Annotated in this window: 16 protein-coding genes and 5 pseudogenes; 9 read left to right on the top strand and 12 right to left on the bottom strand. The window is 67.7% G+C overall.

Annotation, left to right across the window (positions count from 1 at the left end; genetic code table 11):
• Positions 1-226 precede the first annotated feature (226 nt).
• The 3 genes and pseudogenes from EFK10_RS01180 to EFK10_RS01170 all read left to right on the top strand — a co-directional run.
• The gene (locus EFK10_RS01180; protein ID WP_127353927.1) at positions 227-1,324 is read left to right on the top strand and encodes an integrase core domain-containing protein; all 1,098 of its coding nucleotides are present in this window, start codon (positions 227-229) and stop codon (positions 1,322-1,324) included.
• A gap of 37 nt (positions 1,325-1,361) precedes the next feature.
• A pseudogene (locus tag EFK10_RS01175) lies at positions 1,362-1,883 on the top strand (TetR/AcrR family transcriptional regulator); the annotation flags it as partial.
• 28 nt (positions 1,884-1,911) lie between these two features.
• A pseudogene (locus EFK10_RS01170) lies at positions 1,912-2,127 on the top strand (discoidin domain-containing protein); the annotation flags it as partial.
• Positions 2,128-2,463: 336 nt separating this feature from the next.
• On the opposite strand, the gene EFK10_RS01160 reads toward EFK10_RS01170, so the two are convergent.
• A complete protein-coding gene (locus EFK10_RS01160) occupies positions 2,464-3,459 on the bottom strand; it encodes an aldo/keto reductase (protein WP_127353924.1) in 996 nt (331 codons plus the stop codon).
• A gap of 127 nt (positions 3,460-3,586) precedes the next feature.
• On the opposite strand from EFK10_RS01160, the gene EFK10_RS01155 reads away from it, so the two are divergent.
• Positions 3,587-4,447 carry a helix-turn-helix transcriptional regulator gene (locus tag EFK10_RS01155; RefSeq protein ID WP_127353923.1) on the top strand — a complete coding sequence of 287 codons (861 nt, stop codon included), beginning with the start codon at positions 3,587-3,589 and terminating at the stop codon, positions 4,445-4,447.
• A 406-nt stretch (positions 4,448-4,853) separates the two neighbouring features.
• Here EFK10_RS01155 and EFK10_RS01150 read toward each other — a convergent pair whose 3' ends face one another.
• On the bottom strand, positions 4,854-5,570 hold the full coding sequence (locus tag EFK10_RS01150; protein WP_127353922.1) for an SDR family oxidoreductase: 717 nt from the start codon (positions 5,568-5,570) through the stop codon (positions 4,854-4,856).
• 248 nt (positions 5,571-5,818) lie between these two features.
• Between EFK10_RS01150 and EFK10_RS01145 the strand changes: the two genes are divergently transcribed.
• Positions 5,819-6,706, top strand: a complete 888-nt coding sequence (locus EFK10_RS01145; protein ID WP_240676902.1) for a LysR family transcriptional regulator — start codon at positions 5,819-5,821, stop codon at positions 6,704-6,706.
• Positions 6,707-6,717: 11 nt separating this feature from the next.
• Here the strand turns inward: EFK10_RS01145 and EFK10_RS01140 are convergent, their stop codons facing one another.
• Both EFK10_RS01140 and EFK10_RS01135 read right to left on the bottom strand, forming a co-directional pair.
• A complete protein-coding gene (locus EFK10_RS01140; RefSeq protein ID WP_127353920.1) occupies positions 6,718-7,122 on the bottom strand; it encodes a YunG family protein in 405 nt (134 codons plus the stop codon).
• 1,056 nt (positions 7,123-8,178) lie between these two features.
• Positions 8,179-8,376, bottom strand: a complete 198-nt coding sequence (locus EFK10_RS01135; protein ID WP_127353919.1) for a hypothetical protein — start codon at positions 8,374-8,376, stop codon at positions 8,179-8,181.
• Between the two features lie 184 nt (positions 8,377-8,560).
• Between EFK10_RS01135 and EFK10_RS01130 the strand changes: the two genes are divergently transcribed.
• Entirely contained in the window at positions 8,561-9,709 is a 1,149-nt protein-coding gene (locus tag EFK10_RS01130; RefSeq protein ID WP_127353918.1) for a glutathione-independent formaldehyde dehydrogenase, read from the top strand.
• 427 nt (positions 9,710-10,136) lie between these two features.
• Here the strand turns inward: EFK10_RS01130 and EFK10_RS01125 are convergent, their stop codons facing one another.
• From EFK10_RS01125 to nthB, 7 genes and pseudogenes are all read right to left on the bottom strand, one after another.
• Positions 10,137-11,183, bottom strand: a complete 1,047-nt coding sequence (locus EFK10_RS01125; protein WP_240676901.1) for an IS1634 family transposase — start codon at positions 11,181-11,183, stop codon at positions 10,137-10,139.
• Positions 11,184-11,194: 11 nt separating this feature from the next.
• Positions 11,195-11,821 (bottom strand): hypothetical protein, encoded by a 627-nt coding sequence (locus EFK10_RS49295; protein WP_240676900.1) that lies wholly within the window; start codon positions 11,819-11,821, stop codon positions 11,195-11,197.
• A gap of 233 nt (positions 11,822-12,054) precedes the next feature.
• A pseudogene (locus EFK10_RS49290) lies at positions 12,055-12,208 on the bottom strand (oxidoreductase); the annotation flags it as partial.
• A 122-nt stretch (positions 12,209-12,330) separates the two neighbouring features.
• Positions 12,331-13,911 (bottom strand): DUF7405 family protein, encoded by a 1,581-nt coding sequence (locus EFK10_RS01115; protein WP_127353917.1) that lies wholly within the window; start codon positions 13,909-13,911, stop codon positions 12,331-12,333.
• Between the two features lie 360 nt (positions 13,912-14,271).
• Complete coding sequence (locus EFK10_RS01110; RefSeq protein WP_127353916.1) at positions 14,272-14,550, bottom strand: nitrile hydratase accessory protein; 279 nt, start codon at positions 14,548-14,550, stop codon at positions 14,272-14,274.
• Positions 14,547-15,140 (bottom strand): nitrile hydratase subunit alpha, encoded by a 594-nt coding sequence (gene nthA / locus EFK10_RS01105; RefSeq protein WP_127353915.1) that lies wholly within the window; start codon positions 15,138-15,140, stop codon positions 14,547-14,549. Before nthA ends, EFK10_RS01110 begins: the two co-directional genes overlap by 4 nt.
• The gene (nthB, locus tag EFK10_RS01100) at positions 15,137-15,772 is read right to left on the bottom strand and encodes a nitrile hydratase subunit beta (RefSeq protein ID WP_164835751.1); all 636 of its coding nucleotides are present in this window, start codon (positions 15,770-15,772) and stop codon (positions 15,137-15,139) included. The genes nthA and nthB overlap by 4 nt, the downstream gene beginning before the upstream one ends.
• Positions 15,773-15,991: 219 nt before the next feature.
• Between nthB and EFK10_RS01095 the strand changes: the two genes are divergently transcribed.
• The gene (locus tag EFK10_RS01095; protein WP_127353913.1) at positions 15,992-17,401 is read left to right on the top strand and encodes a transposase; all 1,410 of its coding nucleotides are present in this window, start codon (positions 15,992-15,994) and stop codon (positions 17,399-17,401) included.
• Between the two features lie 485 nt (positions 17,402-17,886).
• Here the strand turns inward: EFK10_RS01095 and EFK10_RS01090 are convergent, their stop codons facing one another.
• On the bottom strand, positions 17,887-18,162 hold the full coding sequence (locus EFK10_RS01090; RefSeq protein ID WP_127353912.1) for a DUF317 domain-containing protein: 276 nt from the start codon (positions 18,160-18,162) through the stop codon (positions 17,887-17,889).
• Between the two features lie 507 nt (positions 18,163-18,669).
• Here EFK10_RS01090 and EFK10_RS01085 point away from each other — a divergent pair.
• Both EFK10_RS01085 and EFK10_RS01080 read left to right on the top strand, forming a co-directional pair.
• A pseudogene (locus EFK10_RS01085) lies at positions 18,670-18,915 on the top strand (HD domain-containing protein); the annotation flags it as partial.
• Between the two features lie 20 nt (positions 18,916-18,935).
• Positions 18,936-19,318 (top strand): annotated as a pseudogene (locus EFK10_RS01080) (hypothetical protein); the annotation flags it as partial.

The raw sequence follows: 19,318 nt of genomic DNA, 5'->3' as shown, positions 1-19,318 counted from the left end.
TCTGCGGCAGTACACGGCACGCCCACCGCAGGACCATGATCCACTACAGCAGCGCCAGGGGACCCATCGACCCAGCCCCGAATTAACCACCAAGATCGTTGCCCCTGCCGAAAACCTCATCCGCCCTGGTGGGAGCTGGTGTACGGGGTATGCGAGGTCTCGGGTTCGGGCGTGCGAAATGGGTGCTCGCGCGTGGCTGGTGATCACTCCGGCATGATGGTCGGTCGTGCTGCTGCGATTGGCTTACCTGACCATGACGAACGCGTTGGCCATGCTGCGCCTGCTGCCGATGAGCGACTGGGACAAGGACGCAGAGATCCTCGCCCTGCGCCATCAGATCACGGTCCTGCAGCGCCAACTCGGCGGCCACAGGGTGCAGTTCACCCCGTATGATCGGGCGTTCCTGGCGGCGTTGCTGCACCGGCTGCCGTCGGAGCCGCTGCGCCGGGTACAGCTGCTGGTACGGCCGGACACGGTGCTGCGTTGGCACCGCGATCTGGTCGCCCGCCGCCACGCTGCCGCCTCCCGGCCCAAGCGATCGGGAAGGCCGCGGACCGTGCACTCCATCCGCGCCCTGGTTCTACGCCTCGCCCGGGAAAATCCCAGCTGGGGCTATCGCCGCATCCACGGTGAACTCCTCGTTCTGGGAATCCAGGTGGCCGCGTCCACCGTCTGGGAGATGCTGAAGGACGCCGGGGTCAACCCGGCGCCCGAGCGGGCCTCCAGCACATGGGCGGACTTCTTGCACTCCCAGGCCGACGCACTACTGGCCTGCGACTTCCTGGAAACGGTCACCTTGTCCGGGGCACGGCTGTACGTGTTCGCAGTGATCGAGCACGCCAGTCGGCGGATCCGTATCCTCGGCGCCACCGCTCACCCGACCGCTACCTGGATGACACAGACCGCGAAGAACCTCGTCATGGACCTCGAAGACGCCGGCTGCCGGGCGCGGTTCCTGATCCGGGACGGCGACGGAAAGTTCCCTGCCCTGTTCGACACCATCCTTGCCGACGCGGGGATCGAGGTGGTGCTCAGCGGCGTGCGGATGCCGAGAATGAACTCGATCATGGAACGCTGGGTACAGACCTGCCGACGCGAACTGCTGGACCGCACCTTGATCTGGAACCAGCGGCACCTGCTCCACGCACTACGGGAGTTCGAAGACCACTACAACTCCCACCGGCCCCATCAGGGCATCGCCAACGCCCGCCCACTACACCCGTTGCCGGTGCCGATTGCCGGACCGCGGCAGATCACCCGCCTCGACATACGACGACGCGAACGACTCGGCGGCATCCTCCATGAGTACCAACATGCCGCGTGACCTGGCCGGATGAGGTTTTCGGCAGGCGCAGAACGGGTACGAGGAAACGACCGTCGCGCAGATCGCGGATCGCGCCGGCTTGAACCGCGCCACGTTCTTCCGGCACTTCGCCGACAAGCGGGAGGTCCTGTTCGGCGGTGAAGACGTGCTGGCCGAGTTGTTCGCCGACGGCATCCGTGCCGCCTCACCGGATGCCACGCTCACCGAGTGCCTGCAGGCGGCGTTCGTGGCCGCCGAGGTCGCGATGACCCCGCAACAGCGGGCTAAGGCCGCAAAGCGCGTGCTGGTGGTCGCGGCGAACAGCGAAGTGCAGGAGCGGGGACTGCTCAAGCACGCCCGGATCGCCAGGTCGATGAGCGCCGCCCTGCGCGAACGGGGCGCAGACGAGCTGACGGCCCGGCTGGGGGCGGAAGTGGGGATGCTCGCGTTCTCAATCGCCGTTGAGCGCTGGATGGGGTCGGACAATGACGAACCGTTCCCGGTCCATGCCGCAGCGGCCTTGAGCGACCTGCAGGTGCGCGCGGCTGAGCTTGGCTCCCAGTCCCGCCTGTCAGTCTGACCTGAGTTCAGCGAAACGCAAACGACCGGCGACACGGACCGAGACGCTCTCGGTGCAGGGCTCGACCGACGGCAGCACCTGGACGACGCTCAAGGCATCGGCCGGCTACACCTTCAACCCGGCCACCGGCAACACCGCCACCATCACCCTGCCCACCAGCACCATCCGCTACCTGCGGCTGAACTTCACCGGCAACACCGGTTGGCCCGCCGGGCAACCCTCAGAGTTCCAGATCTTCTCCTGATCCGGTCCGATCCGAACCACTCCTCTCCGGACTGGCCGCCCACCCTCCCCGGTGGGCGGCCAGTCCGATTCTCACCAGCATCCGGTCTGATGCGCCTGGGGAGCCGATGGAGGAGCGATGCGGCAAGGAATGCGCGGCCCGCCGCAGCACCCGCCACGTTCCAGCGGCCCCTTCCGTACCTGGCCCCTGCGCTGCCCATTGCCGATCAGCTCAAGGAGCTGCCTGGAGCACCGGTGGGCCGACACGCTCAGCGCCTCCGATGCCTCCGGGCTGTGCCCACATAGGCGCGGGCCGCGGCAGCCAGCCGCCGGAGCGGGCCCCGCCGGAGAGCCGGGCTCAGTTCCCCACGCCGAGGCCGGCCATGAACGCGGAGGGGTATCGGTCGCCGCGTGCCGCGCCCGGCGGCACCGCCTTCTCGATCTCGGCGAGGTCGTCCGCGGTGAGGTTCAGCTCCATCGCGGGCAGTGCCTCGGCCAGCCGCTCGCGGGTGCGGGCGCCGACCAGCGGCACGATGTCGTCGCCCTGTGCGGCCACCCAGGCGATGGCCAGTTGGGCGACGGTGCAGCCCTTCGCCTCGGCAAGCCGGCGCAGTGCCTCCACGAGGGCGAGGTTGTGTTCCACGTTCCCGCTCGAGAATCGCGGGCTGAAGTCGCGGATGTCGCCGGGGCCGGCGGTATGCCCGGCCGTCCAGTGCCCGGAGATGAGGCCGCGGCTGAGGACGCCGTACGCGGTCAGGCCGATGCCGAGCTCCCGCAGCGTAGGCAGAATGTCCGCCTCCACCGCGCGGGAGATCAGCGAGTACTCGATCTGCAGGTCGGCGACCGGGTGCACGGCGTGCGCCCGGCGGATCGTCGCCGCGTCGACCTCCGAGAGGCCGAGGTGCCGTACGTATCCGGCGTCGATCATCTCCTTGATCGCGCCCACCGTCTCCTCGATCGGTACCGCCGGGTCCAGCCGGGCGGGACGGTAGATGTCGATGTGGTCGGTGCCCAGCCGGGTCAGCGAGTAGGCCAGGAAGTTCTTCACCGCCTCGGGACGGCCGTCATGCCCGCCGAACCCTGGGCCCGGTTCCCGCAGCATGCCGAACTTGACGCTCAGCTGGTAACTGTCCCGGTCCCGGCCACGCAGCGCCTCGGCAAGCAGCAGCTCGTTGTGGCCCATGGCGTAGAAGTCACTCGTGTCGATCAGTGTGACACCAGCGTCCAGCGCGGCGTGCACGGTGGCGATACTCTCCGCGCGGTCGGCCGCGCCGTAAGCGCCCGACATGCCCATCGCACCCAGGCCCAGCGCGGAAACGGCCGGGCCGGTGCTGCCCAGGGTTCGTATCTGCATCGCGTTCTCCTTCGTCGTCGATCTGCCACCCACCTTGCGCCCGCACCGCGCCCTACGGGAGCGGAGCGTTCATCATGGGAGCGCCGCTCCCTGGATCGGCTCGCCCGCCGCGAGGGACCATGGGGCCATGGAACGTGACCAGCTCGCCGACTTCCTGCGCCGCCGCCGCGAGGCGATCCGCCCGGCCGAGGTCGGCATCACCGACGGCCCCCGCCGCCGCACCACCGGCCTGCGCCGGGAAGAGGTGGCCATGCTCGCCGGCATGTCGGTCGACTACGTCGTACGCCTTGAGCAGGGCCGCAGCAGCCAACCCTCGACCCAGCTCCTGGGCGCGCTGGCCCGGGCATTGCGCCTTTCCGACGACGAGCGCGACCACCTGTTCCACCTGGCCGGCCACCGGCCCCCGCCCGCCGACGGGGCGGCCCGCCTGGCCCGCGCCGGCCTGATCCGCATGCTCGACCTGCTCGGCGACACCCCGGCCCTGGTCATGTCCGACCTGGGCGAGGTCCTCGCCCAGAACCGGGCCGGCCTCCTGCTCACGGGCGACCACACCAGCTTCTCCGGCGACCGGCGCTACGTCGCGTACCGCTGGTTCACCGACCCAGCTGCCCGCGCCGTCTGCCCGCCCGAGGAGCAGGAGTACCACGCCCGCCAGCTCGTGGCCGACCTGCGCGCGGCCGCCGGCCGCCGGTCCGGCGACCCCACGGTCACCGGACTCGTCGACCGGCTGCAGGCCGCTAGCGCCGACTTCCGCCGGCTCTGGGCCGAGCACGAGGTGGCGGTCCGGCGCGCCGACCGCAAGACCTTCCTGCACCCGAGGGTGGGCAGCCTGCTGATGGACTGCGAGACCCTGGTCACTCCCGACCAGGGCCAGCAATTGCTGGTGCTCACCCCGGGGGACGCCGAGGCCCGCGAGCGGCTGGAGCTGCTGCAGGTACTCGGCATCGAGGAATTCCCCACGGGGGCAACGGACACGCCCAAACGGTGAAGCGGCCGACCCACGGGGCACCGACTGGGTATTCGGCGGTCCGATCGGCGGAGTGGCCGTCCCCGAACTGCGGGATTGCCGGGCAGCCGACTTGCGGGTCCGCGTCAGCCGGAACCGGAGGCCGCCAAAGCATCGACCGCGTGGCCAGCTCGGCGGCGGCCAGTGACCCGGCCAGCGCCCGACGCCTGTAGACGGGGGATCGTACTGGCGAGCTCGCGTAATCGATTTTCGCGTATTCCTCGGTATGTGAGGGTTTATGGTCACTGAGTGTGGCCGGGTGGGGAGTCGTCCGCACAGGAGCACGCTTCGAGCGCGGACTCCTGGTCGAGCGTCACGAGCAGGCGGCGTAAGAGGGATTGAGTCATGGCACGGTTCTCCCCTTCATCGGCTGCCGCAGGTGGTGCGGCTACGCGCCGACTCCCATTCCTCCGCTCACGATGAGGTTGTCTCCTGTGATGTAGCTGGAGGCATCGGAGGCGAGGAAGGCCACGGCCTCGGCGATGTCGGCGGGCAGGCCCACCCGTCCGAGGGGGATGCCCGCGCTCCAGGACTCCAGGGTCTCCCGGGAGATACCCCGACGGCTGTAGGCCGGAGTGTCGATCGCGCCCGGACTGACGGCGTTGACCCGGATCCGGCGCGGCGCCAGTTCCAGGGCTGCTGCCCGCATCAACGGCAGCAGCGAGCCCTTGGCGGCCACCATGGCGGGTGCTCCGATACCGGTGCCGGCACCGATGGTGAAGATGACGGACGCGCCGTCGTTGAGCAGGGGAAGGGCCTTCTGCAGGGTGAAGAAGTTGCCCTTGACGTTGATGTCGAAGAGCGCGTCGAAGTCGGCTTCCTCAGTGTCCGCCAACGGCTTCACCCGCGAGATCCCGGCATTGAGGAAGAGCACGTCGAGTGCGCCGAATCGTTCCCGGGCCTCGCCGATGGCGTGATCGATGTCGGCCAGAGAGCAGGCGTCGGCGCGAACCACCGCGATCTCCGCCGGAAGACTCTTCTTCGCCTCGGCAACACTCTCGCGCCCGGTGACCATCACCCGGTAGCCGCGTCCGAGGAGAAGCTCGGCGGTCGCCCTGCCGATCCCGCTGGTTCCACCGGTGATCAGAGCTGCGGGTGCGGACATACTGTTTCTCCTTGCTTGCACTACATGAATCGGACGCAGACGCCTGTGTGCGGCGCACGCCACGTGAGGCGTCAGGGCTGGCGAGCCGTGCAGCCCCGGGGCGATGAGCTAATGCCTCCACGCTAGGAACCTGCGGCGGCCCGCGTCCAAAGCCCATGCCGCAAGACGACATACACCTAGGGCATAACCAAAGGTCAACACCGGTGTTTGAGGAGAAGTGTCGGACGTACGGGGGGTACGCTGCAGGAGTGCCCGACGCAATTCCCCCGGCGGATCTCGATCTTCGACTACTGCGGTACTTCGTCGCCCTCGCTGAGCACCGGACCTTCGCCCGCGCCGCCGATGCCCTTTACCTCACCCAGCCATCCCTGAGCCGGCAGATCCGCCGCCTAGAGCAGCAGCTGGGAGCCCGGCTGCTGGACCGCACCCCCCACGGCAGTCGGCTCACCGCAGCAGGCGAGGTCCTCCTACCCCACGCCCAAACGCTGCTGCGCACCGCTTCCAAAGCCACCTCTCTCACCCGGGCCGCGGCCGAGCCCACCCGCATCACCATCGGCTACACCACGAACATCATCATTACCCCCGCGGTACGCGAGCTGCGCCGCCGGCATCCGGACGCCGACGTGAACACCGCGCACCTCTCGTGGGATGAGGTGCGCCCCGCCCTGCTGGACCGCCGCGTGGACGCCGTGGTCACCCGGCTGCCGCTGCAGACCGCAAAGCTGCACGTGACCGTCCTCTACGACGAACCGCGCGTGCTGGTGGTCCCCCTCGACCACCGCCTGGCAGGCAGAGAATCCGTCGCTCTCGCCGATTTCGCCGACGAGCCCCTGATCCGCGCGAGCGACCCGGCCCGGGACGCCTTCTGGCGCATCGACCCCCGCCCCGACGGCAGCCGCGCCCCCGACGGCCCCCTGGTCGAGGACCTGGAGGACAAGCTCGAACTCATTGCTTCCGGACGGGCCGTGGCCATCGTGCCGGCTCTGGACGGCCGCATCCGCCCTTACCTCACCACCGTCCCCCTGCGCGATGTCGAACCCAGCCACGTCGTGCTGGCCGTACGCGCCGAGGCCGAGGACCGCAACCGACTCCTTGCCGCGTTCCGCACCCTCGCCCAAGCCCTCCTCACCGGCTGATCCTGGCCTGGTCAGATGGCCGGCTCCGGCAGATGACCGAGGTGCTCGATGACCCGCTTGCGCAGGAGAAGGTACTCGTCCCAGCGGCGGGGCAGGGGGCCCGGCGGACGTTCGACGACACGGGTAGCGGTGACGGTCTGGCCCCGCTGGAACTGCTCGTGCGTCAGGTCGAGTTCGACGCCGCTGGGCAGCCGGTTCCACCAGTGGAAGCCGTGCTGGTCCCCGTCGAGGTGCACTTCGCCGACCATGAGATCGCCCCCGAAGATGTCATTGACGATCAAGGCAGTGACGTCACAGTGGCCCCAGGCCGGGTTGTGCGACTGCCAGTCGGCCTGGTTGTCGGGCGAGCAGGTGTCGGCGGCCCAGCTGGCGCGCAAGGCCTTGTCGAGGTCGAGCAGATTCCAAGGGGTGGTCATGCCGGCAGCATCGCAGCCACCACTGACATCGCAGACGGCGCAGGCGCAACGGACCCGTCCCCGCAACGCTCACACGAGCCCCCCATCCGAGGGACAAAAAATAGTCATACCGGACAGGGAGATCAACTGTCCGCCCACAAGCCCCCTGAGATGTCCGCTCACCCGGACAGCCTGCTGTCCGTTGACACGCCGGCCGCCTGGATTTTTTCGATGTCCGCCCACACGTGCGAGCCGCCTTGGGGCCCTGGCCTGCGAGCCCTCTTGTCGAGTCACGACAATCCGCCGCAAGCTCATCCTTTTGTCGGTGAAGCAAACCCACCGGTGGCCCAGCACTGCCCAACAACCAGTCTGCGACCATCCCGCGCATCTCCCGGCTGCCGTCGGCGGAGCGGCTCGCGGCACCCCGCTGCGCGCCCGCTGTCCCAATGCGCTCCCCTCGCGCTCCTCTGGCTCGCCCACGGCGTACTCGACGCGCATCCACAGCCTGGCCTACATGAAGAAAGCCCAGCTCAAGGGGCACTTACGCCCACCGGAGCCACAAGCAGCTCCATAGAGTGAACCATCGACCTACGTATCGGAATGCGTAGGTCGAAAAGCCCTTACACGCCCACTTCCCATGGTCAACAAAAAGAAAAAACCCCAGGTCATAGACCCGACCTGGGGTTCACCTTGGAGCCGCCTTCGGGATTCGAACCCGAGACCTACGCATTACGAGACCGTGAGCGTTCGTGTTACCTGGTGCTTCGTCGTGCTGTCGAGTGACGTTCTGCCTGATCAGAACATGTGCGGCCGGTTGCCTTGTGCCATCCCGTGATGCACGGTCCAAAGGCGTCTGTCCACCGCCCGTCCACCGGTGACCTCGGACAGCAGAACTACCTGCCAAGCCACCCGACCCGCCCGGATGGCCGGGCTACGACGCTCGCGGAGCAAAGCGCCAAGCGGAGGAAGTTGTCAGATCTCTCCAAGCTATGAGGGCTGCGGAGCACCAGGCGACTCACCACGCACCGATTCCGCCCGACTCCACCAGCCGCAGCGCACGCTCAGCGCGACCCCCCTTCACTGCGCTACCTCTTCGGAAGCGCCACATACGTACGTCCCGTCGGCCGCGACCAACTCGTACCGCTCGAACTTCGGCGCCATCGGCACCTTCTTCCCCGTCGGTGTGAGTGCGAACGGCGGCCGTTGCGTGGCGCTACGCTCGCCCCGGCGGTCCCGCCAGGTGCGGCCCCCTACGCCGCTGGATTCGCCGGTCATCAAACCGCCGGCGACATCTCCCGCACCGCCCCGCGAGGACTTAGCCGGTATGTGAATTTCATCCGCTTCAATCCGTTTTCACCTTCCTGAAGGTGGGCACGCTTACGCGCAGGGCCCGAGCGAGATGCCCTGCGGGGCGGGCCTTTCCGAAGCCGTGAGCGTCCGCCCGTAGGAGGGAATCACCATGAAGGCTCTCGTATACGAAGGTACGCGTAATGTCGTGGTGAAGGACGTTCCCGACGCGCGTATCGAGCGGCCCACCGACGTCCTGGTGAAGATCACCACGACCAACATATGCGGCTCAGACCTGCATATGTATGAAGGTCGCACCGACATGGAGTCCGGCCGGGTCCTGGGCCACGAGAACATGGGCGAGGTCGTGGAGGTCGGCGACGGCGTGGACCGCGTCAGGGTCGGCGACATGGTCAGTTTGCCGTTCAACATCTCCTGCGGATTCTGCCGCAACTGTGAGCGCGGGCTGACGGCGTACTGTCTCACCACCCCGGTCGACCCGAAGATGGCGGGGGCCGCGTACGGGTTCGCCGGCATGGGCCCCTACAACGGAGGACAGGCCGAGTTCCTCCGTGTCCCCTACGGGGACCACAACTGCCTGGTCCTGCCGGAGGACGCCCGGGAGCGACAGCGCGACTACACCATGCTTTCCGACATCTTCCCCACCGGCTGGCATGCCACCCAACTCGCCTGTGTGCAGCCCGGCGATACGGTCGTCATATACGGCGCCGGCCCGGTGGGCCTGATGGCCGCTCTCTCAGCGAACCTGAAGAGCGCGGCCAAGGTGATGGTGGTCGACCGCCACCCCGACCGCCTCCAGCTCGCCGAGCAGATCGGCGCGATCCCCATCGACGACTCCAAGGGCTCCCCGATCGACCTGGTCATGGAAGAGACGCAAGGACTGGGAGCAGACCGCGGCTGTGAATGCGTCGGGTACCAGGCGCACGACCCGCAGGGCAACGAACACCCCAACCTCACCCTGAACAACCTGGTGGACTCGGTGAAGTTCACCGGCACCATCGGTGTGGTCGGCGTCTTTGTCCCGCGGGACCCCCACAGCCCGGACGCGATGTACAGGGAAGGCGAGATTGCCTTCGACTACGGCAAGTTCTGGTTCAAAGGCCAGACCATCGGCAACGGCCAAGCCAACGTCAAGGACTACAACCGGCAGCTGTGCGGCCTGATCGAACAGGGCAAGGCGAAGCCGTCCTGGATCGTGTCCCACGAGTTGCCACTGGACCAAGCCTCCGATGGCTACCAGCACTTCGACGCTCGCGACGACGGGTGGACGAAGGTCATCCTCCACCCCGACGGCGGCTGACAGCCCACCACCCGGCACCGAAGCCGTCGCTGTGGCCGGGCCCGGCGGGCATCTTCAGCCAGCGACCCTTGAGCACCGCGTTGGGCGCGATCGGCACCCGCAAGGGTGCGGATTGGAAGGGTTAACATGCCTGGTTCATCCAAGCAGCTCAAATGCCCACGTCGGGGTGTTCTTGCCGTTGCGGCCGTGATGCTGGCCGCGGGGGGTGTGGCCGCCGCTGGAGGCCCGGTCACGGCGAGCGCCCACCCGTCGGCGCCGAACGCTAACGGCGACACCAGCCCCATCGCCACCATCAAAGGGCACAGCACCGGGCTGTCTGCCCCTAGCCCGAGTTTCCCCGCTAGCTCGTCCCTGACCAGCATTTCTGCTGGTCAGGGACGGTTTTTGTGAGGTGGATGCGTATTACCCACGTCGGGAAACGTACTGGTCAGCGGGTTGGTGTGTAGCGGCTGATGGTGAAGAGTTCGGCGAGTTGGCGCTGGGTGTCGTTCACGTCGGTGAGCATGCGCTGAGCGCGGGGGCGGCCCTTGCCGCCGTCGTGGTAGAGCAGCACGGTCTCCTGGATACCTGCGAGCTCCGTGATCAGCTCGCGTACCGACAGGTCCAGTCCGGCGCGGGCGGCCTCGCGGCGCATCAGGTGGACGACGGTCAGGGCCAGCACGCAGTAGAAGACGTGGACGCGGATCTTGGAGTCGGTCCAGTGGTGCATCGGGCTGAAGGAGACTACGTGCGGGTCCTTCAACTGGCGGAAGCCGGACTCCACTTCGGACTGGGAGCGGTAGGCGGCGACCACCTCGGCAGTCGTCCAGGCATTGCGGTTGGTAAACAGGATCCGCTTGCCGAAGATACGTGTCTCCAGGCGCCGGCGGGCGGCCTGGTCGGTGCGCCAGGACAGGCGCAGGTCGGCGGGCTTGGTGCCGGTGAGGGTAGTGGTGATCACCTCGCTTACCCAGCGCGGGCGGACGATGGCGGCGATCTCCGCTTCCACGGCCTCGCGGGACTTGCGGGTGCGACCCCGGGCCAGTGCCTGCAGGGCGGCCAGCTTGGCGCGGGCTTTGGCCAGGGTCTGGTCGAAGCCGCGGTGCTGGGCGGTGTGCAGGGTCGGGGAATGGGTCAGTACGGCGCGGCGGGTCACGCCCAGCGCGGTGACGGTGGTGTCGACGCAGGTCAGGCCGGGGTAGCGTTCCTCGTCCACCGGCCGGTAGCTAGATCGGGGCAGGGCGAGCAGGGCCGGGTGGTCGCTGGGTGGCAGGGAGCCGACGAAGCCGATCCCGGCCTCCTCGATGCGCTCGTGGTTGGCGGTGGAGTTCTGTCCGGCGTCGTAGACGACGGTCAGGGATTCCACGCCGTGAGCCAACGCCCGGTAGCGGTCCAGGAGTTCGTCGATGACGCCGCTGAACTGGGTGACGTCGGGGCGGTCGCCGGGGTAGGGGCGGGACAGGACAGGGACGCCGCCGTCGCGGGTGACCACCATCGCCAGCCCGATCAGGCGCAGGTCGACGCGTTTCTGCTTGGCTTTCCCGCCTGGGCCAGGGGCGCCTTGTCGTTGCCGGAGTCGATGAAGGTGGCGAAGTTGGTCATGTCGAGGATCAGCCCCGAAAGGTCCAGGCCGAACTCGTCGACGATGCGGCGACCCAGTTCCGCCTCGATCATGGCCAGGTCGTCCTCGCCCAGCAGGTCCATGGCCTTCCAGAAGCGGCGGTGGTCCACGGCAGTGACGGGCACCTTCGTGAACCGCGGACCGGCGGTGGACTCCCACCAGCGGGCGAAGGCTGCTTTCGAGCAGGGGGCGACCACCCGGTTGGTGGTGGCCAGCGCGATGTAGGTACCGATCGTCAAAGCGGCATCCGCCCGCCGGGGCGCGACTTGGTCCACCACCGAGGCAACCCCCAGGCGCTCCAGCACCGACCAGACCGCCGCCAGCGCCCCGAACTCCTTGTGCTGGCTGCGGACCGGGGCCCCGGCGGACTGCCCCGCGAGCTTCGCAGCGACCTCCTCCCCACTACCCAGGTACTGCTGCGAGACAATCCGGGGCTTGCCGTCCACCCGCGCCGACTCCACCAGGTAGTAGTAGGTCCGGGCGCCTCGGCGCTTGCTGATGATCGACGGCAAATATGGGTAATACACCTTGCAGGACGAACGATCAAGCTGGACACGCCTGTTGATACCTACGCATCAGCTAGCGGGGAAACTCGGGCTAGGAGCGTAGCGGTGGATTCCTCCGGGCACCTGTTCGTCGCCAACAAGAACACATCCTCGGTGACCGAATACTAGAAGAACGCCAGTGGCGGCGCCGGCCACGTCGCCAGCATCGCCGGGTTCGGGACCGGGCTGCAGATCGAGCCCGCCTCCTGGGCCGTGGCGCGGCGCCGGGCAGGGACAACAACGTGGGCTCCCGCGCAGGCGAGGGCTCGCGAGGGCCTGCGTTGTCCCCAAGCCCAGTCCCGAATAGCCACCGGTCACGATCGTGAGCTTGCCGGACAGGTAGATGCTTCGCAGAACATCACTCGTGGTGCTTGAGCTCCGAACCCGGTGTTGATCGGCCCGGAAGCCCGGTACCCGAGCTCGCCTGGGCCTGAATGGGGCCTCGGACCTTCCTGGTCTGTGTCTGGTGGCCGTCGTCAGGCCAGAAACTCGGCAAGCGGGAAGGAGCGATGGACCCGCGGTGGAATCAGGTAGTTCTGTCGGTGAGTCGTGTACACGACCGAGTTCAAACCTGCGTCGGGCGAGCGCGGGGAGACACTGACGGTTTTTCCGTCCGGATAGTGGCCGTCCATCGCGAGGCGCACGCGATTGAAGGTTTCAGTCGTCGGCACGAAGATCAGGAAGTGCAGCCCGGCGGCTTTACGGCTGCTGTGGTGGTCGCCGGTCGGATCGGAGGTGTAGTAGAACGGGTTGTCGAGCGTGGCGAAATCCCCGCGGTTGGAGACGGGGGTCGAAGCCGGGTAGCGGTGACCGTAGTTGCTGGTCGTCTCCTTCTGCAGACGATTCGTCGGCTGCATGCTCCCGTTGTGGCCGTATGCCCGGTATTTTTGGACGTCGTGATCCACGTCGGCCTCGGTTTCGACGGGAGGACTCGCGGTGACCGTTCCCGCGGCGAATGAGAGACCGGGCCGGTACATCGCCCGGACACGGTCGGCATACGTGGGAAAGTCATGCGGTCCCCTTCCTCCGCTCCCGTACCAGGCGGCCAGGTCTTGGAACAGGTGCGAGAGCGGCATGACGGTTCCGTACCGGAAGTACCCGTTGGGCCACTGGTCGGTCCAGCCGGGCAACGTCTCCAGGTTCGAAACCGGAGTGGCGCTTTCCGCGGTTTTGATGGTCGTGGTGAAGCCGAGGAAGACCGGGGAGTGGATGGGGATCGACTTCGCGCCGGGGATTTTGGCGGCCAGCGCCAGTTTGCTCGCCAGCGACTGTTGTCCGGTGTATCCGCCGCCGGTGAAGCCCCTGCGGATACTGGTCACCTTGAACAGGCTGCCCGCCTGGTTGCTTTCCGTTCCGAACAGTGCGTTGGTGCCTGCCATGATGTTGTCGAGGGAGTCACTGCGCAGCAGCACGGACACATCGTTTTGCTCCAGGCGAACGGCTCCGAAGCCAGGAGGGGGCTGGTCGCTGGGGAACGTTCTGGAATCCTGGATCGCGTAGACGGTGTGGCCCCGCTGTTTGGAGGTGATCAGGTCAACCGGCAAGTATTCCGGGTAGCGTGTCCCCGCCTTGAAAAAACTCGAATTTCTTCCGATTCTGGGGATGTAGTGACGGAAGTAGGGAAGCCCCCAGGAGACCACCACGCCCAGGCCACTGGGTGGTGGAGGAAATTTCTTTTCCAGACCCCTGATGACGGATTCCAGGTGGTGCTGTGCCTCCTGCAGGGATTTTGTGTTCGCCGGGACCTTCAATGTCGCCGTGATCACATGGTTGTGCATTGGCGGGATCAGGACGGGGATCGTGCCGGTGTCGCTGGCCACGCCTGAGCCGTCGTCCATGATGAGCCGCGACTTTGGGATGGCATACTGTTCCGGTCGCACAGGCTGGTCGGCCGTGGGAGCAGGTCGTTTGGGCGGCGGAGAAATCTTGTCGATGAGCTCGTAAATTCCGGCGGAGGCCAGTGCGGCGCCGAGGGTCGCCCCTGCAAGGAATCTTCGTCTACTCGATGCCCCGTGTCGCTCTGCATCGGACGGGTTTCTTTCGTCGTTATCTGGCACTGGGCCCGCTGTCCTTTCCTGAGCTGTGACCGATCTGAGCCCGCAGGACGGCCCCGGGCGCCGTTTCAGCGTTGCCATTACTCGGCGGCACGTGCGATCGCCCGACGCCCCGCGTGCTGCCGGAGTGTGGGGGACGAAATCAGAAAAGATCGCTGACCTTCGGGCATTTCAGCCTGTACGAAACGCTACTGATCACCGCAAGAAATGGGGGTAGGACACGCCCGGAGTGCAGCGAGGACGAGGTCTTGGACAGGGGCCGCCGGGACCGAAATTTCCCCAGGACTACGGGAACCCCTCCTGCAGGCGCCGATTACGCCGCTGGCGCAGATCACCACCCGCCTCGGCCCCCGCCGCTGCCGCTCAGTCCGCGATCCGTCGGGACACCGCGTCCGGGCCCAGCAGGCCGGTGCCGACCACCAACTCCTCCAGCGCGGCGGTCCAGCTGTCCCAGTACGGTCGCTGCGGCCGGTCGGCGATCGCGTCCTTGAGGCAACGCCGGAACGGTGCCCAGTCGTCGTCGAAGCGGCGCTCCACCACCCCGGCAGCCAGGCCGAAGACCCGATACTGCCAGGGTGCGTCGAACGCCAGCTCGCCGTTGCGGCGGGGTGGGGCACTCGCCCCGTCAAGATCGAGCGTCACAGCACCTCCACCCCCACCATCGAGTCCCGGGTCACCAGGCCGGCGAGCGCCTCCTCGGACAGGCCGTCGGTGCCGGCAGGACGTTCCGGCAGCACGAGATACCGGCAGTCGGCGGAGCTGTCCCACACCTGGATCTCAACGGACTCCTCCAGCGGGCAGCCCATCTCGGCCAGCAGGACTCGGGGCTCGCGAACCACGCGGGCGCGGTACGGCGGGTCCTTGTACCAGTTCGGCGGGAGCCCGAGCACGCCCCAGGGGTAGCAGGAGCAGAGCGTGCAGACGACGACGTGGTGTACCTCGGGGCTGTTCGCCACGACGACGAGGTGCTCGATCTCCGGTCCCTCGATGCCGAGCTCGTGTACTGCCCTCGTGCCGTTCGCCAGCAGGCGCTCGCGGTAGGACGGGTCCACCCAGGCGCGCGCGACGACGCGGGCGCCGTGCATCGGGCCGAGCTGGGTCTCGTACTCCTGTTGCACCGCGTCGATGTCCTCGTGGCTGATCAGCCCCTGCTCGACGAGCAGTTCCTCCAGCGCGACCGCGCGGCGTTCGACCGGCGCAGGCGGTGTGCCGTGGTGGTGGTCGGTGGTCATGGCGTCTCCAGGTAGCTGTCCCAAAGGTCCGCATGCAGGCAGACGCCGGTCTGCCCGTCGCCCCAGACCTCACCGGCGTCGAATCGGACCGTGTAGACGGCCTCCTGCACCCGCAGCCTGGAGTGGACCTCCACATCCGGGAGGCTGGACGCGCCGTGGCTCCGCAGTACCGTACCGACGTGTCCCCGCAGGTACCCGGGGCACCGGGTGTGCCCCAGCGGATGCCGCTGCCAGACCCGGACACGGTCACCGACGGCGAACCGCGACACACCGCTGCCCGGGTTCTCCAGCCCGTGCACCCGAAGCGGGCGGGCGAGCGGGAAGGGCCCGCCCGCCCGCTTCTCCAGCTCCTCCCGGCGGACCACCCCCGACTCGACTGCGATCGTCGCCACCGTGGTGAGCCACCGCTCGTAGTACGGGGAGCCGAGATAGTCCACCGGGTCAATGCGCTCCCGGGCATACCGGAAAGAGGACAGCGTCTGGTTCCAACCCCGCGCCGGCGCCGCGGAGAGCAGCGCCAGCGCGGCGGCCATCACGGCGGCCTCCCAGCGTGCCCGGAACACAGGCTCATCGGGGTCAACGGTGACGCCACCGAAGTCCATCCGCCCGCCCAGGTCATGCGGACCGTCCATATACCCAGTGTGAGGGATCGGAGGGTGGCGTGCCATCGGGGCGCGGACAGGTGCCCGAAGGGTTCTCGTGGTGTTTGAGACAGGCTGGATCGGCTCCACTCCGAACATGACCGGCACTCTTGCACCAGAGGTCGCTGCCTTCTACCGCCGACTGCTTCACTTGGCTGAGCCGCTGACCAGTCCGCCCCCACGTCCGTGATCCAGAAAGGATGAACTCCCATGGCCGACACGACCCGCACACCCCTGGTGGACGTGCACGCGCACTTCCTGACCGAGGAGTACGTCCAGGCGGCGAAGGACGCAGGGAACATCCAGCCCGACGGCATGGCGGGTTGGCCCACCTGGCACGCCGACCAGCACCTCGAACTGATGCATCAGTGGGGGATATCGACCTCGATCCTGTCGATCTCCTCGCCCGGCGGCCTGCTGGGCCACGACACCCTGGTCGGCTTCGACCGGATGCGCGCCGACGAGGTCGGCGACGGCATCAGCCCCGTCCCCGCGCCCGCGGCGACCACCGCCGCGACCCTGGCCGCACGCCTGGGCCAGCCCGAACGCGAGGGCATCGAGACCGCGAGCGCCCAACTCACCGCAACGGTCCTTGACCAACTCCCCGCCCCGCGGGCAGCCCTGTGGCGTCAGGGCCCGGTGACCATCGACATCGATGCCCGCGACATCGAGGTCTACTCCTCCCGTAAGGAGAACGTGGCCCGCTCCTACAAGGGCGGCCTGACCGGGCGGGTCCACGCCGCGATCTGGTCCCAGACCCAACTCGCCCTGGCCGCCGACCTCCTCGCAGGCGACGAGGACCCCCGCGCCTCCACCATCGACCTGTTCCACCGCGCGCTGGCCGCGGTACGGGCGGCCGGGGCCACCGGGAAGGTCACCGTCCAGGGCGACACCGGCTACTTCGCCGGCCCGATCGCCCACGCCATCGCCGACGCCCAGTGCTACTTCCGTCTCGGAGTCACCCGCAACAAGGCCGTCTGGCGGCACCTGGCCGGCATCCATGAGGACGACTGGACCGACTGCCAGGACATGCCCGGCGCGCAGGTCGCCTTGAGCACCTACGTGCCCGCCGACTGGCCCGAGGGCACCACAGTGCTGGTACGCCGGGTCGCCCACGCCACCGCCGACATCTCCGCCGACACCCGCTCGCGCCGCCGCCGCACCGTCGGAGCCCACCAACTCGCCCTCGCCCTGGAAGAGGGCTTCGACACCGTCTACGCCTACTCCTTCATCGCCACCAACCAACCCCTGGACCTGGACGAGGACTTCGCCGCCTGCGAGAAGGCATACCGCCTGCGCACCCGGGTCGAGGAAGTCTTCCGCGACACCGCCTACGGCGCCGGCCTGAACCATCTCCCCTCCGCATCCCACGACGTCAACAGCTGCTGGATGTGGGGCGCCCTGCTCGCCTTGAACCTCTCCGGCTGGCTGCAACTGCTCCACCCCCTGCGCCCGGATGGTTCCCGGGCCCGGATCGCCACGGTCCGCCAGCAGTTGGTCAACCGCGCCGCCCGGCTCGTTGGCAAGGGCCGACAGCACTTCCTGCGCTTCGCCCCAGCCGCCCACCACCGCATCGGCGCGGTCCTGGACCAGCTGAGACCCCCACGCACCGTGTCCTGACCGCTGCCCCATCGGGCCCGAACCACCCCCCACCCGCCCTGGAAAGCCGCCCACCCGACGCGACAGCCGGGCCTGCGGCCTATCCAGACGCCACCAACCACCCCCTCAACACCTCTAACGGCCAGCCAAAGCATGATCTGACGGGCGGTCGACCACTACCTGAGTACTCGGGTCAGTTACCTGCACCGAGGTCTTGACGCTGCTTGACAACGACCCGTTGACGATCAAACTTGCACTTCGGCGCAGACCACCTGCCCAGCGCAGCCGGCGGCGACGGCACCGACACGACCAGTAACGCCGCCTGGGGCGTGCCGGTGTACGGCAACGACACAGGCGAGCCGTGCCACGCCTCCACCTTCGCGGCCTCCGAGTGCACCCAGGGCTGGCGGTGGAACCTCGACTTCACCGTCGACCCGCACAAACATCACCAGTTACGCCTACAAGACCCGAGACCAACTACTACGGCCGAGGCTCCGCACACACCCTCACCCCGCACATACGCAGCGGCTACCCCGCGCCGCAAGGTTGCTGCTGCCGTAGTAGAGGTAGGAGTTGGGGCCTTCGGCGTAAGCGGCAGCGAGCGCGGTGGTGGAGCCCGCGACGATCTCGGTGGAGGCGCTGTCCTGGAAGGTGACCAGCCATCGGGGCATCGCAAAGGGGCCGGAGTACGCCGTGATCTTCCACAGCGCGTCGTCCTCGCCTTCGGGCAGGTACCCGAGGCAGACGGTCTGGTCCGGCGTGGTGGCGTAGACGTTGCCCATGATGTGCAATCAGGTTTTTGTCAAGGTTCACCCCTGTTTACCGGCATCAAGTATGGGCCTCTTGGCCTCGCGCAGCCCCGCCCACCGCGGTAGTTGGCCTGCCGGTGACGCGCCGCCCTCGGTAGCAGGGCCAGGGCGTTCACCCGGCGTGCTGTAGGCCACCGCCGTAACTGAAGCAGGATCACAAATGACCGGAAAATGCCCGGCGCTCGGCGGTCAGCTCGCCACCTTTCGCGTACCTCATGAAGACGGCATACCGCAGGGATCAACAGCCGTCAGCCCTACGACGCCACGCTTTCAAGGCCAGTAAGCACTACTAGGCCGTTCACCCGGATGGACGTTGGGCGGCTGGCACGACAGGACAGGCGCAGACAATGCTGAAATGCTTTCTGTTAAGACCTTACTGATGGTGAGCGCCGCACTTACCGCCTACTCGAATCGGCACCTCCGATATCGGATCCGTAGACACGACCGCGTCCATGGGCCGCGCGCAGGAGAGAACCATTTATAAGCGAGAAGATCGCCGGTATCGATATACCCGATACGCGCCTGGCGGCCGAGGCCACGGAACTGGTCCGCGAAGCTGAGCCGCCGCTGCTGTTCGACCACTCGCGCAGGGTCTACCTGTTCGGGATGCTGCAAGGGCTACGGCGGGGCCTGAAGCCCGACCCGGAGCTGCTCTACGTCGGAGCGATGTTCCACGACCTGGGTCTGACTCAGACATACCGGGTCTTCGAAGTTAGTGGGGGTCGGCGGCCGTCCGGTGCTCCTCCGTGACCAGTCAGACGACGGTCAGCCTCTGCCCCTGCTGGACCCTCGCCAGCCCGGCGGCCACGCGGAGGAGCATCCCGCGTGGCCGCACCCCCACTAACTTCGAAGACCCGACATACCGGACCGCTCATCAGCGCTTCGAGATCGACGGTGCGAACGAGGCGCGTCGGTTCCTTGTCGAGCACGGGGTCGGCGCTGACGATGTGCGCCGGGTATGGACGGCGATCGCCCTGCACACAACCCCCGGTGTTCCGGAGTTCATGGATCCCGAGATCGCTTTGGTCACCGGTGTGGAGACTGATGTGCTCGGGATCGGCCGTGACGACCTGGATCCCGCGGCGCTCGAAGCCGTCACCGATGCGCACCCGCGACCCGACTTCAAGCG

This window comes from Streptomyces soli (genome assembly GCF_003999195.1).
Taxonomy (GTDB): domain Bacteria; phylum Actinomycetota; class Actinomycetes; order Streptomycetales; family Streptomycetaceae; genus Actinacidiphila; species Actinacidiphila soli.
The sequence above is the reverse complement of the archived record's forward strand: the minus strand, read 5'-3'. Positions and strand labels throughout refer to the sequence as shown.

What these genes read in the sequence shown, in the direction of transcription:
- EFK10_RS01160 (WP_127353924.1), bottom strand. Translation starts at nt 3,459, where the DNA reads ATGCAGATACGAACCCTGGGCAGCACCGGCCCGGCCGTTTCCGCGCTG.
- EFK10_RS01155 (WP_127353923.1), top strand. Translation starts at nt 3,587, where the DNA reads ATGGAACGTGACCAGCTCGCCGACTTCCTGCGCCGCCGCCGCGAGGCG.
- EFK10_RS01150 (WP_127353922.1), bottom strand. Translation starts at nt 5,570, where the DNA reads ATGTCCGCACCCGCAGCTCTGATCACCGGTGGAACCAGCGGGATCGGC.
- EFK10_RS01140 (WP_127353920.1), bottom strand. Translation starts at nt 7,122, where the DNA reads ATGACCACCCCTTGGAATCTGCTCGACCTCGACAAGGCCTTGCGCGCC.
- EFK10_RS01135 (WP_127353919.1), bottom strand. Translation starts at nt 8,376, where the DNA reads ATGACCGGCGAATCCAGCGGCGTAGGGGGCCGCACCTGGCGGGACCGC.
- EFK10_RS01130 (WP_127353918.1), top strand. Translation starts at nt 8,561, where the DNA reads ATGAAGGCTCTCGTATACGAAGGTACGCGTAATGTCGTGGTGAAGGAC.
- EFK10_RS01125 (WP_240676901.1), bottom strand. Translation starts at nt 11,183, where the DNA reads ATGGTGGTCACCCGCGACGGCGGCGTCCCTGTCCTGTCCCGCCCCTAC.
- nthA (WP_127353915.1), bottom strand. Translation starts at nt 15,140, where the DNA reads ATGACCACCGACCACCACCACGGCACACCGCCTGCGCCGGTCGAACGC.
- nthB (WP_164835751.1), bottom strand. Translation starts at nt 15,772, where the DNA reads ATGGACGGTCCGCATGACCTGGGCGGGCGGATGGACTTCGGTGGCGTC.
- EFK10_RS01095 (WP_127353913.1), top strand. Translation starts at nt 15,992, where the DNA reads ATGGCCGACACGACCCGCACACCCCTGGTGGACGTGCACGCGCACTTC.
- EFK10_RS01090 (WP_127353912.1), bottom strand. Translation starts at nt 18,162, where the DNA reads ATGGGCAACGTCTACGCCACCACGCCGGACCAGACCGTCTGCCTCGGG.